Raw genomic sequence first — 12968 nt, forward strand, 5'->3', positions numbered from 1 at the left:
ATTTGAATGTAACTATTTAATATTACCATTCAAATAAGGGCAGAGGATAGCTTACTGGCAGTACTTGATGGCGTCAGCCATTATCTCTAGCCCTGTTTGTTTACACTCTGGCAGCTCAGCTTTACTTTCAATGATAGGCGTAACGCGCTCGCCCCATTTTATATAACTTGCAGCCCAAGTTAATCCTGCACCAAATGCTGCACTCATTATATGACTATGTGGTTTTATTTTGCCTTGCTCTAACGCTTCACACAGTGCAATTGGGATAGTAGCAGCAGAGGTGTTACCATAATGCTGGATATTGACCATCACTTTGTCATCATTAAGCTGTAATTGTTTGGCTATGGCTTGAATAATTCTTAGATTTGCTTGGTGAGGGATAAGCATATCGATGTCTTCGAATGCTAAATTAGCTTGTGATAGCACATCATCACAGGCTTCACTCATGCCTTTTACCGCGCGCTTAAAGATGTCTTTACCTTGGAACAAAATATCAGAAGGTTGTGACGAATCATGCTTATCTATGTCAGTGCCGAAGTTTCGGATATGAAGAATTTCTCTGTCTTCTGAATCACAGCCTGTTTTTGTTGCTAACAAGCCAGATTCTTCACTTGATGCTTCAAGCACAACTGCACCTGCACCGTCACCAAATAAAACGGCACTGTCACGTTTTGCCCAGTTAACATGCCAAAGCATTCTCTCAGCTGCAATAACAACTGCGCGCTTTACCATACCAGCGCGAATTTGTGCTGTTGCATTTTGTAATGCATATAAGAAGCCAGAACAAGCAGCATTGACATCACATGCAGCTGCACCAGTTGCACCGATTTGCTGCTGAACATATGACGCTGTATTTGCAACAAGTGTAGACGGGGTGCACGTGGCAAGTAATACTAGGTCAATGTCTTCTCCTGCAATACCTGCACAATCCAATGCACGTTTAGCTGCAACAGTCGCTAATTCACCAGTACCAACATGACTGACTCTTCTCGATTTTATGCCTGTGCGAGTTGAAATCCACTCATCTGTGGTGTCGACTACTGTGCTTATATCTTCGTTTGAAAGTGTTGCTGGTGGTGTACATTTACCCCAGCCAATAATTTTGGCGTATTGCATAGTTTCTTATCTCATCTGACCAGACGGGGTTTATAACAAACTTCTTTTTGTAATTCTAGTCAACGATATTTTATGTAGCGTGGAGAAGTAGTCTAAGCTTAGATTAAAGTCTTTGAATTTGGGATGTTTATGCCAAAAAAAATGACAACTACGTTATTAAGCCACCTTATTGAATTAGAGAGGCTGTTACTAGATCCTGTTGTAAGGTCTTCAAAAAACCAAATAAGTAATTTGCTGCATAGTGATTTTTATGAAATCTCAGCCAATGGTTTGATGTTTAACAAACAGCATGTACTTGGTAGGTTACCACTTGAAAAAATCCCACAAATTTATAATCAAGATTTTAGAGGACAAGTACTCACAGAGTCGCTAGCTCAACTGACGTATCATGCAGCTTATAGAATGAATGTCCAACATGCTTTAAATTTCTCAATTCGAATGTCTATTTGGACAAAGACAGAGTCTGGTTGGCAATTGCTTTTTCATCAGGGGACCCCATGCCCTGAATTCGCTTTAAGTTTTGATGAATAGAATAAATTAGCGTTTTTAGTATAGTTTAGATTGTTTTATATCAACTAAAGTCAGGTTTAGTTTTACCCACTTCTCTGAGTCCGTTAAAGTATCGTTCAAATTATCTATGAGCATGTTGAATGATCAGTTTTTCACCGCAATCAGCCATTGGTCGTTTGTTATTACTGCGTACTATTGCTATTTTGATCCAACTTCTGTTAGTACTAGCCTCTGCATTTTGGTTTGACAAATCTATAGAGCTTTTACCTGTTTTAATCGTGATTGCATTTGAGTCTTGCTTTCAATTGTTCAGCGTACTGGCCTACAGAAAAACTAGCGAAGCTGCTCCATCAGGTATGATGCTTCAACTGTTAGCTGATGTTATTTTCATGACGATATTATTGAGCTTGTCAGGAGGGGCGAGTAACGCTTTTGTATCCATGCTGATAATTCCTATTGTGATTGCAGCAGTCACTTTACCTAGTCAGTTTGTTTTGATTATATCGTTATCTTCATTGATCGCATATGGCTACCTTTTTGCTACTATGGGCGGCAATCACATGCACCATATGGACATGGAGCTCCATTTTAAAGGTATGTGGGCAAACTTTGTTTTGAGTGTCTTTATTGTTGTGATGGTGGTCATGGCAATGGCTAAACAATTACGAACAAAAGAGCAGTCTTTGGCAAAAGTAAGAGAGAAGCAGCTTAAAAATGAACAGCTCATAGCACTTGGAAGTGCAGCTGCTCAGGCAACTCATCAGTTGGCAACTCCTCTTGGTAATATTAATTTATTATTCGAAGAGTTAAAGGAAGATTACCCTGAACATCCAGCCTTGGAGGATATGGGCAAAGCTATAAATATTTGTAAAGAGCAACTTGAATTATTTCGAGCTCAAACTGAAAGGTTTAAATCATCAGATAGCTTCGGTGTTCAGAGTACAGCCTCTATACTTGAAGAATTAGAGACTTTGATGGCTTTACAATTTCCAGAGCAAAATTTGACAATGGATGACGTTGCTGATGCCGATGTGAGTGATGATCCTATGTTGATCCCTGCCTTGTTGAATGTACTTTCAAACGCTGCACAGGCAAATAATAAAACCAATTCAAAAGAAATTATTATAAAGAGTAAAATTGAAAAAGGCACTTGGGTGCTTTCCATTACAGATCATGGCCCAGGTATCGATCCTAAAAAAATGGAGCGCCTTGGTCACACCATTGTGAAGAGTGAGTCAGGTCTTGGTATGGCATTGGTACTATCACATGCATCGATAGAGCGTTTGAAAGGTGCAATTCAATTAGAAAATCAATATCAGTATGGTGCGAAGACGACCATTTCTCTGCCAATTAAAGAAAATAAATTATGAAGTTACTTATTATTGAAGATGACGAAGCTTTTGCAAGAACATTGGCTAGACGACTTCAAAAACATGGTTTCGACTGCCATATTGAAAACAACGAAGAAAATGTATTGTATTCAGTGGAAAGTATAGATCCTGACTTTGTTCTGTTGGATATGAAACTACAAACAAAATCAGGGTTACATTTTATTGAATCAATTAAGTCGTTTAAGGCAAGTATTAAACTTGTTTTATTAACGGGCTTTGCAAGTATTGCTACTGCAGTTGAGGCGGTTAAGTTAGGTGCAGATGATTATTTAACAAAACCTGCTGATACTTTACTGATAGTTCAAACCCTTATTGGCACAAAAGATGTTCAAAAGGCTCATTTAGAGGCGGACTCTAGGATGTCTGCTGAAAGGCTGGAGTGGGAGCATATACAGCAAGTTCTGAAGGCTAATCATGGCAATGTTTCAGAAACTGCAAGACAATTAAACATGCACCGTAGAACGTTACAACGAAAATTACAGAAAAAGCCCGTTCAAAAATAGTCAATAATTGCCAGTTTGAGGTTTATTAACTAAATTTGAATTTACGAATGGTTTGATGCTTCATTATTATGCAGTTGGCAGAACTTAATTATTGGGCAATTTTACTTGCCGCTCTATCTTCTTTTATGTTAGGTGGTCTTTGGTATTCGCCAATTTTATTTGGTAAAACTTGGCTTGAAGGCTGTGGCTTAACTGAACTAGATTTACAAAAAAGCGATCCTAAGTTGATTTACGGATTGGCCTTTATTCTCTCTTTGATTGCAGCATTTGTATTAGCGGTCATTTTAGGCCCAGATCCCAATATGTCTCAATCCGTTACAATTGGCAGTGCGTTGGGCTTAGGCATTGCAGCCAGTTCACTTGGGATTTCATATATTTTTGAACAAAGGCCATTAAGCTTATTCCTCGTTAATGGTGGATATCATACAATTCAATTTGTTTTAATGGCGACGATATTGAGTGTTACTGGTTGAATTTACAGCATCAATATTTATATATGTAATTTTAAGTAGTAGTTTATCAACACTGCATAAGGACATTTGGCCTGTTTTCAATGCCATGCCTAATATAACTTACACACGTTTTGCTGTTTCAATGAGTGAAAGTAACCCTTCCCATGGAAAGGGCCAGTATATTCGGGTTAACTAATCTTATATTGCTTTAAATACGTCATAAAAGTAAGAGCAATTGATAGTGGATACAAAACGTGATTGATATTCTTTTTGATGTCATTGGGATGACAGGAACGGCGCTAGTGGTTGGCGCTTTTTTTATGCTTCAATTGGGTAAAGCTAAACCAACAGGTATTGTCTATAACTTGATGAACCTTTCTGGTGCAATTTTACTCTTGATAAGTCTTTGTTATAACTTCAACTTAGCTAGTTTCGTTATTGAATTATTTTGGATAGCCGCATCATTAATCGGTTTATACAAATACTTTAAAGAAAAACGTGCTCAACCAGCATAATGTTCTCAAAATAGAAATATAAAACTTGCACAGTCTGTTAACATTAGTATTATTAAAACTATGTAAATAGGCTGTGCATGGAATTGCATCTAGCTGCTCTATCGCTGAAATAATGAGCCAAGCTATGAAAATAATAACACCTACGATTTCTTTGCTTTCGATCATGTACTCTGGTGTTGCATTATCGAATATCGAGGGCGATGAAGATCTTTTTGACTTATCATTTGAGCAACTTTTAGACGTCAACATATCTCTTGCTACTAAAACTTCCGAAACTCGCTCATCAGTACCATCAAGTATTACCGTTTTTAATCAGCAGCACATTGCATTACTCGGTGTTTCAAATGCTTACGAATTAATGAATTTCGTACCAGGCTTTCAATCTACCCGAGGTGATTGGGTTGGCGCAGTGCCTAAAGAGCACACACGGGGGATTTATTTAGACAGTGGTAATGTACTCGTAATGATTAACGGGCAAAGATTAAATGATCCTTCTTTTGGCAAAGCTTCTGTGTATATGCCTTTTATACCTGTTGAACTAATAGAGCGTGTAGAGTTTATTCGAGGCCCGGGCTCAGCATTATATGGTAGTAATGCCTTTTTAGGAGTTATGAATGTTGTAACTACTACTGATCGAAGCCAGTTAAGTGCCTCAATTGGTGAGCATGGCGAGCTTCAAGCTGGCCTGTCATTTAACAAACAGTTGAGTGACGATTTTAAAATCTATAGTAATTTTTCTGTGAATAAACGCGATGGTGAAACCTACTCATTTGGTGTAAAAGACCCATTAGAATCTTATTTTCTGGAGATAGGCGCAAAATGGCGAAGTCTAAATATTAATGTCAGAAAAAATACCACTCAGTTAGATGAGTTTATAAACTTGGCTGGTGCATCTAAAGGTAACCATCATCGGAGTGAAAATACAGCTTTACATGCTATCTATGAATGGTCTAACAATGAAGAATGGCAATTATCTACATCATTTGACTTTATTAGGCATGAGATTGAAAGTAAGGGGTTAATTGCTTCAGCTGAAGCCACAGATTTAATAGGAGACTTTTTTGTTGGTCCAGCATGGTCAACCAAGGATCTTGCATTAAAATTAGATGGTAGTTATCAATTTACTGAATTCTTACAAGTCAATTTTGGCGCGGAATATTCAGAAGAGGAACAATTCAAAGCAGGTGTTATCAGTAGCTATTATGATTATCAAACTGGTAATACAGTTGTCGAAAACCAATATTATTTAGGTGAAACCAGAACCATTGATTCTCACCCACCTTTTAATGACTTACTTTCCTCTTTTGATTCTTATGCATTATATGCTCAAGGCAAATACATAGCGACTGACAAATTGACCATGTTCATTGGTGCACGATTTGATGAAGTTAAAGATATTGACAGCAAACTTTCACCTAGATTTGCCTTTATTTATGATTTAAATGAAAATCATACTTTAAAATTACAATATGGTGAGTCTTTTAGGACACCAGTGAGTAATGAGCTTTATTCAAATGATGATGTAACTGTCGGCAATCCTGATTTAAAGTCAGAGTATGTGAAAACGACGGAGTTAGTGTGGCATACTGAAAATCAGACTTGGCAAATGGATGTTGTTTTCTTCAATAATGAGTTGAAAGATTTCATTAATTTAGTAGCTACAGATCAGGCACAAACTCGCTTTACTTTTGATAATGTATTTGAAACAAGTATGCAAGGGGTTGAAGTCAATAGTAACTTTAACTTAACTGAAAATACTTGGTTTGAAGCAGGTTTTACCCAACTTTTTGATGAACCAATCAACCCAAGTTTCAAGCGATTTGCTGCCGCTGCTATCACCCACCAGTTTGATATGATTCAACTTAGTGTAAATACAATCTGGCGTGATAAAGTATTTGTTGCATCTCCTGACTTAAGCGTCTCACAAGATTTCAAACAATCGGACTACTTTTTATTAGGTCTAACAGCAAGCTTTAGTATAGACAATGACAGCTCAATTATAATTAAGGCTCAGAATTTACTTGATAAGCAATACAAAGTTTTTGAACCAAGAATGACTGATGGGATAGTGCCTACTCAATCAAGAAAATTATTATTGCAATATCGTTTAACTTTCTAAGTAACACCTCTTTAAGAAAGCACCTGTATCTTTAGGTATTGGTGCTTTTTCTATTTAAAATTACATAACACTTCTTTTCTTGTTTTAATACCAACCCTTTTAATGAAGTGACCTATTTTGAGGCAAAGAAAACTTGTTTTGAGTACGACGAAAATTCAATTATTAATCTGTTCTAAATAAGAAATTTTTCAACGAAGCTAGCGTTAGTCATAGTCCCTCCAAAAGATTGCGTATTATTGAGGATAGGTTTAAAAGCAAGCATTTTAATCAACCGATTATCTAAATACAGCCTTGATGATATATATGTAGCCAATTTTGCAATGTTATTGGTAAATAACCCCTATACATACAATTCTCAATTTGGAGACGCTCTGGTTTTTACAAAATACTTTCGTTTTGATTATTCAATAGAGAAGTAAAATCAAACTTACTTATCTTCACTTGATCTACATCAAAAACAAACACTACAAATAATGCAAATGAAAATAATTCTTGAATGCATTTATTTGGTTCGTTAATATTTGCTGAATAATAAACTATAAACTGATAATTAAAGGGATAAGAGTGAAAAACTTTAAGAAATTTGCACTTACACTAGTTTGTACAGCGGTATTATCGGCGTGTAATGGTGACGATGGTAAAGATGGTGTGGCTGGTCCACAAGGTGAGCAAGGTGTTGCAGGGCAAAATGGTGTTGCTAATTATGTAACAGCTGAAGATGTTGTGAAAACAAATGCTCAGCATGCATATGCTGTTTTTGCAGACTCTCTGATTGCAGCAAAGACAATGCAAAAAGCGATTGATGAATTTGTTGCTGATCCGACAGAAGCAAACTTCACTGCTGCAAAACAAGCTTGGCTTTTTGCACGTGAACCATATGGTCAAACTGAAGTTTATCGTTTCCGTGAAGGCCCAATTGATGCGCTAACAGAAGTTGATGGAGAACCGGCATTAGTTGATGGTGAAGGCCCAGAAGGCGCAATTAATGCTTGGCCTTTAGCTGAAGCGTTAATCGACTACACGATTGATATGGACGGTCATCAGGCACGTGGAAATGCTGCGGTTTATCAAGCCGGTGGTAACATCATTTCAGATCAAGAAAACTTCCCAGAAATTACAAAGCAGCTATTACAAGATAAATTTGAATTAGACGGTGAAGAAGCCAATGTAACGTCAGGATATCACGCCATTGAATTCTTACTGTGGGGTCAAGATTTAAACCAAGATCTTACCTATACATCAACGCGTGATTACACCGCTGGTCACCGTAAAGCTTCTGACTTTTATACGGTTGACAATATGCCGACAGATTCAGATGGTGCAACTTGTACATCTGGCGAGCAAGGTGCAATTGACGCAATTTGTGCACGTCGTGGTCAATACTTAAAAGTAGCCGCTGAGTTATTAGTTGATGACCTGCAAGCAGTGACTGAAGCGTGGACTCCTGGCACAGGCTTCCATTATTTAGAGTATGTAAAACCTGAAAATGCAAAGAAAAACTTAGGTGCAATGCTTGAGAGTATGGGGCGTTTGAGTTTCGGTGAGCTTGCAGGTGAACGTATGAGTATTGCTGTTCGCACCGATAGCCAAGAAGATGAGCACTCGTGTTTTTCAGATAACACACACCGTGATATCTACCTAAATGCCAAAGGTGTTCAAAACCACTATTTAGGCAAATACACACGCATTAATGGTGAAGAGTTAGTAGGCGCAAGTATCCATGACCTATTAGTAAAAGAGGGTAAACCTGAGCTTGCAAACGAGCTACGAGCTGCCTTTGAAGCGTCAATGGCAAGTGCCTCTGTAATTGATACGAATGCCAAGCTAGGTGTGTCTTTTGACGTTCAAATTCAAAATGAAGACCGTAAAAAAGAAGTGTATGCGACTATCTCAGCACTTGCGACACAAACAGATCTGATCCAAAAAGCCATTGATGAGCTTGGCGTTTCAGCTGAAGACTTAAAACAAGATACAGAAGAAGATATCTAATTTAATATGGCTGGCCTTTGTGCCGGCCTTTTCAGTTTCTGGTTACAGTAGTAAGCAGTTCAGGGGCACTGAATGAATAATAAAAAATCAATGTTAGCTTTAATCATCGCGCTTATTTCTCTTCAAGGCTGTGGTGGCGGAACTAACACACAAGATACAGACACTCCAACAAATTCAAACAATAACGGCGATAATACTTCCGAGGGTAATCAAGGCAGTAAAGAGAATCTGGCTTTTACTGATCTTACCTTAAATGATGGCCTACCGGTTTTACTCAAAGATACACCTGACGAGTTTGAGCACTTAGCAGCAGGGGAAGCATCGGTTAATACGTTCAATGAAGATGCATTTAGCCAAGCGCTGCCTACAATTGTTGATACGCCAAGACTGGATGCCGTATTCAAAGCGGGTGACCATGTTTTTCGCTCTAACCATGATGGTCAAGGTCCTATTTTCAATAACACAACTTGCCAAGGGTGTCATATCAAAGATGGTAGAGGCGTTGTGCCTAAATCTGCCAATGAGCCAATGATCAGCATGTTCCTGAGAGTCGGTGATAGTAAAGGCAATGTTGACCCAGTTTATGGCGATCAAATTCAAGTTTTTGGGACCATAGATGGTCAAACGGATGTGTTAGCAAAACACAATGGAGCAATAGAAGAAGGTCTAGCTTATGGCGAGGCATACACTTGGGTCGAATATGAAGAAGTAACGGGTCAATTCGCAGATGGTGAAAGTTATTCTTTAAGAAAACCGATTTATAAAGTAAAGGACCTTGCTTATGGTGAGTTTGATCAAGATGTGCAGTTTTCTGCCCGCGTATCTCCCCATGTTTATGGCTCAGGTTTATTAGAAAGTATTCCAGCACAAAGTATTTTAGCTTATGCCGATCCAGATGATACAAACAATGATGGTATATCTGGTAAAGCAGCCTTTACATCTCACCCGATCAATAATGAAAAGATGCTTGCACGTTTCGGTCAAAAAGCGGTAACAGCATCAGTATTACAGCAAATTTCTGGTGCATACCGAGGTGATATGGGCGTAACGAATACGGTTGCAATAGGCGAGCCTTGTACTGAAGTTCAAACTGCGTGCCTTGCTCAAGCTGAAAAAGAACAAAACAAGCACCATGATGGTGTTGATTTAAATAACGTCGATTTAGCACAAGTCGAATTTTATAACCGCACATTAACAGTACCAAATCGCCGTGGTTTTGATACTGAGAATAACCTTTGGAATGACGATGTATTAAAAGGTAGAAGCCAGTTTTTTGCGGCAAATTGCCATAGTTGTCATGTGCCTAGACACAAAACGGGTGAGGCGAAAGGGAGCTTGCTTGGTGATGTAGATCTTGTAACAGTTACCCCTGAATCTAGAACTAACATTGAGTCTTTAGAAGGTTTGGTTATTTATCCTTATACCGATTTACTTCTCCATGACATGGGCGGCAGCTGTAAAGTAACACGTGAACTGGCTAGTGGTGAAGCTTGTAATGGCGGTGAAAGTTGTTATTACGTGCAGCGCTGTGAGGGCCTTGCTGACGGCCGCCCTGAAGGCGATGCATCTGGCACTGAGTGGAAAACGCCAGCTTTATGGGGATTGGGTTTAGTACAAACGGTGACGCCAAAAGCAACATTTTTACATGATGGCCGTGCACGCACCTTATCTGAAGCGATCCTTTGGCATGGCGGTGAAGCCGAATCAGCAAAGCAAGCTTATTTAAAAATGGACAAACCAGCACGTGATGCGCTATTGGCTTTCTTGAATTCACTATGATGATAAATCTACAAAAAAGCAGTTTGATTGCTGCCACTATTATTTGTTTGTCTATGCCTGTAAATACATCAGCATCAAACGAGCAAGCGGCTAAGCCTGGCGGCGATGCAACAGGGCGATTGAATTATCGCTCTTTTGTTGAACCCGCCAAAAATATACCGCGCATGGAGCAGTTGGATTTTTGGGATGGCTTTTCATTTTTTCGAGACCCCTGGGTTGCTTCACCCTCAATTACCAGAGACAGAGATGGGCTCGGGCCGCTGTTTAACGCGCGCTCATGCAAAACTTGCCATGCCGATGGTGGACGAGGCAGGCCGTCAAAACATGGAGAGATAGCAGAGCCTGCATTGCTGTTTAGGTTTTTACAGGCAAATGCAAGCAAAGGAGATAGCAGATATGGCGGGCAACTTCAGCCTCTGGCAATTCGTTTGTCTCATGAGAAGCTTACTAAGCCTGTTCAAGGTGAAGCACAAGTACGCGTATTTTATGAAGAAATAACAGGGCACTTCGCTGACGGTGAAACTTATACGCTAAGAAAGCCTCGTTACGAAATTGAAAATCTCGCCTACGGACCACTTGATAAAGGCACTTATCTGTCTGCCCGCTACGCACCAGCTGTATATGGTATGGGCTTATTAGATGCAATTCAGGAGAAAGATTTACTTAACCTTGAAGATATTAACGACGCTAATAAAGACGGTATTAGTGGTAAATATAACCAAGTTATAGATGCGGTAAGTGGTAAAAAGCGCATTGGTCGGTTTGGCTTTAAGGGTTTACATAGCACACTAGAACAACAAGTCGCAGGCGCGTTTGTTAATGATATTGGTATTACTAACCCTATCTTTAAGGATGAAACCTGTTTAGTTCACCAAGTTGCTTGTAAACAAGCTGGAAGTGTCGACCCTGAACATGTGCTAGACATTCCAGAAAAACTGCATGATTTAACTGTGTATATGAGCCAACTGATTGCTCCTCCACCTGCTAGAGATTTACAAAGTAGTAAGTCAAAGCAAGGGCAAACTCTATTTTACAAATTGCAGTGCCAGCAATGTCATACCCCCAGTTTTACCACAGATACTTCTTACCAGGTAAAAGCGTTAGCAGGGCAAACTATCTGGCCTTATACCGATTTAGCCTTACACGATATGGGCGAGGGTCTGGCAGATAAAGGAGTTGAAAACCTTGCATCAGGAAGTGAATGGCGAACCCCGCCTCTTTGGGGGATAGGTTTACAGCATAGAGTTCAGGGTTTTTCTGCATTTTTACACGATGGTCGTGCTCGCACAATTGAAGAAGCGGTGCTTTGGCATGGCGGAGAAGCTCAGCCGCATCAACAAAAATTCAAATCACTAACGAAGCAGCAACGAGCAGCATTGTTGTACTTCTTAAAACAAATTTAATTCGGATAAATAATGAAAATAATCAACACTTTAATACCTACAACAATTGCAGTCGTGCTAAGCCTTTTATTATCAAGTTGTGGTGGCGGCGGCTCTGACAAGAAAACACCTACGACATCGCCAACAACAGATCAAGGAAATGGATCAACAGATAACTCCAGTAAATTAACTGAAACACAAGCACTTGAAAAAATAACATCAGTATTAGTAGATGATGTTATCTTACCGAGTTATCAACTTATGCTGACCGAAAGCGAAGCCCTTCAAAATACAACAAGTGAAGTGTGTAAGAAGTCGGAGTTTACAGAAGCAGACTTAACGAACTTGCAAATAGCTTGGAACAAAACCAATAGTGCATGGCAGGTAGCGCGAACCATTAAGTTTGGTCCTATATCAGACACTTATATTTACTCACAAATTCAGTATATGCCAATTGAAGCAACTAAAATAGCTAACGATGTTGAATCTATTCTTACTGAAGGTGAAACATTTGAAAATGGTTTTCCCAGTTCAAAGCATCAACTTCAAGGGTTGCCTGCATTTGAATATGTTGTCTTTAATCAAGATGAAGCTAATGCATTTCTTTCATCTCAAAACCAAGGCCAACGCTGTGCATATTTAAATGTGATTGCAAATAACACAGTAACACTGATGGATGAAGTAGTTACAAAGTGGCAAGGTGAGTATGGCGAACAATTCAAGGCTGGTACAGGAAGTTTTAGCGGCCATAAAGGCGCTATCGAAAAGTACTTAACCTTTTGGTTTGAATACCTAGAACTTATAAATGACGAAAAAATTAAATCACCGTTAGGTGAAATTTTACCTGGTAACCCTGAACGATTAGAAAGCGCTTTTGCACATGTTTCAGTTAAAAATATACAAACCAATATAACTGCTTTAGAACAACAGTTTAATGGTGCGACAGAGTTTGGCTTCGATGATTTATTAGTTGAAGTACATGACCGAGAAGATGTTAAAGATGAAATTTCTTTGCACTTTAAAGCTGTTCATGCAGCACTTGGTCTTATTGAAAATGAAACTTTGGCTAATTTAATCACTACTGAAACTGGTAGAGTAAAGCTCAACGAAGTTAGTACTTCGATTTCTGAACTTCGAGCAATAATGGCATCTGATTTTGTTCAAGTAACCGACTTAGCACCCGGTTTTAACACCAACGATGGTGATTAATAG

Annotated in this window: 11 protein-coding genes; 10 read left to right on the forward strand and 1 reads right to left on the reverse strand. The window is 39.0% G+C overall.

Annotation, left to right across the window (positions count from 1 at the left end):
• Window positions 1-51: 51 nt before the first annotated feature.
• The gene (locus PP2015_RS20870) at window positions 52-1116 is read right to left on the reverse strand and encodes a ketoacyl-ACP synthase III (RefSeq protein WP_058032412.1); all 1065 of its coding nucleotides are present in this window, start codon (window positions 1114-1116) and stop codon (window positions 52-54) included.
• Between the two features lie 129 nt (window positions 1117-1245).
• On the opposite strand from PP2015_RS20870, the gene PP2015_RS20875 reads away from it, so the two are divergent.
• The 10 genes from PP2015_RS20875 (at window position 1246) to PP2015_RS20920 (ending at window position 12965) form a co-directional block, all read left to right on the forward strand.
• The gene (locus PP2015_RS20875) at window positions 1246-1647 is read left to right on the forward strand and encodes a nuclear transport factor 2 family protein (protein ID WP_058032413.1); all 402 of its coding nucleotides are present in this window, start codon (window positions 1246-1248) and stop codon (window positions 1645-1647) included.
• Between the two features lie 119 nt (window positions 1648-1766).
• On the forward strand, window positions 1767-2996 hold the full coding sequence (locus PP2015_RS20880) for an ATP-binding protein (RefSeq protein ID WP_058032414.1): 1230 nt from the start codon (window positions 1767-1769) through the stop codon (window positions 2994-2996).
• Window positions 2993-3520 (forward strand): response regulator transcription factor, encoded by a 528-nt coding sequence (locus PP2015_RS20885; protein ID WP_058032415.1) that lies wholly within the window; start codon window positions 2993-2995, stop codon window positions 3518-3520. Before PP2015_RS20880 ends, PP2015_RS20885 begins: the two co-directional genes overlap by 4 nt.
• Before the next feature lie 68 nt (window positions 3521-3588).
• A complete protein-coding gene (locus PP2015_RS20890; protein ID WP_058032416.1) occupies window positions 3589-3993 on the forward strand; it encodes a DUF1761 domain-containing protein in 405 nt (134 codons plus the stop codon).
• A 233-nt stretch (window positions 3994-4226) separates the two neighbouring features.
• A complete protein-coding gene (locus PP2015_RS20895) occupies window positions 4227-4487 on the forward strand; it encodes a CBU_0592 family membrane protein (protein ID WP_058032417.1) in 261 nt (86 codons plus the stop codon).
• Window positions 4488-4611: 124 nt separating this feature from the next.
• Window positions 4612-6606 carry a TonB-dependent receptor plug domain-containing protein gene (locus PP2015_RS20900; RefSeq protein WP_058032590.1) on the forward strand — a complete coding sequence of 665 codons (1995 nt, stop codon included), beginning with the start codon at window positions 4612-4614 and terminating at the stop codon, window positions 6604-6606.
• A 564-nt stretch (window positions 6607-7170) separates the two neighbouring features.
• Window positions 7171-8595 (forward strand): imelysin family protein, encoded by a 1425-nt coding sequence (locus PP2015_RS20905; protein WP_058032418.1) that lies wholly within the window; start codon window positions 7171-7173, stop codon window positions 8593-8595.
• A gap of 72 nt (window positions 8596-8667) precedes the next feature.
• A complete protein-coding gene (locus PP2015_RS20910; RefSeq protein WP_058032419.1) occupies window positions 8668-10374 on the forward strand; it encodes a di-heme oxidoreductase family protein in 1707 nt (568 codons plus the stop codon).
• Window positions 10371-11777, forward strand: a complete 1407-nt coding sequence (locus PP2015_RS20915; protein ID WP_058032420.1) for a di-heme oxidoreductase family protein — start codon at window positions 10371-10373, stop codon at window positions 11775-11777. The genes PP2015_RS20910 and PP2015_RS20915 overlap by 4 nt, the downstream gene beginning before the upstream one ends.
• 12 nt (window positions 11778-11789) lie before the next feature.
• On the forward strand, window positions 11790-12965 hold the full coding sequence (locus tag PP2015_RS20920) for an imelysin family protein (protein WP_058032421.1): 1176 nt from the start codon (window positions 11790-11792) through the stop codon (window positions 12963-12965).
• Window positions 12966-12968 lie beyond the last annotated feature (3 nt).

Origin of the sequence: Pseudoalteromonas phenolica, from assembly GCF_001444405.1 — a bacterium.
Classification (GTDB): domain Bacteria; phylum Pseudomonadota; class Gammaproteobacteria; order Enterobacterales; family Alteromonadaceae; genus Pseudoalteromonas; species Pseudoalteromonas phenolica.

Excerpts from the sequence above, each read along its gene's own strand:
- PP2015_RS20870 (WP_058032412.1), bottom strand. The coding sequence starts at position 1,116 with ATGCAATACGCCAAAATTATTGGCTGGGGTAAATGTACACCACCAGCA.
- PP2015_RS20875 (WP_058032413.1), top strand. The coding sequence starts at position 1,246 with ATGCCAAAAAAAATGACAACTACGTTATTAAGCCACCTTATTGAATTA.
- PP2015_RS20880 (WP_058032414.1), top strand. The coding sequence starts at position 1,767 with ATGATCAGTTTTTCACCGCAATCAGCCATTGGTCGTTTGTTATTACTG.
- PP2015_RS20885 (WP_058032415.1), top strand. The coding sequence starts at position 2,993 with ATGAAGTTACTTATTATTGAAGATGACGAAGCTTTTGCAAGAACATTG.
- PP2015_RS20890 (WP_058032416.1), top strand. The coding sequence starts at position 3,589 with ATGCAGTTGGCAGAACTTAATTATTGGGCAATTTTACTTGCCGCTCTA.
- PP2015_RS20900 (WP_058032590.1), top strand. The coding sequence starts at position 4,612 with ATGAAAATAATAACACCTACGATTTCTTTGCTTTCGATCATGTACTCT.
- PP2015_RS20910 (WP_058032419.1), top strand. The coding sequence starts at position 8,668 with ATGAATAATAAAAAATCAATGTTAGCTTTAATCATCGCGCTTATTTCT.
- PP2015_RS20915 (WP_058032420.1), top strand. The coding sequence starts at position 10,371 with ATGATGATAAATCTACAAAAAAGCAGTTTGATTGCTGCCACTATTATT.
- PP2015_RS20920 (WP_058032421.1), top strand. The coding sequence starts at position 11,790 with ATGAAAATAATCAACACTTTAATACCTACAACAATTGCAGTCGTGCTA.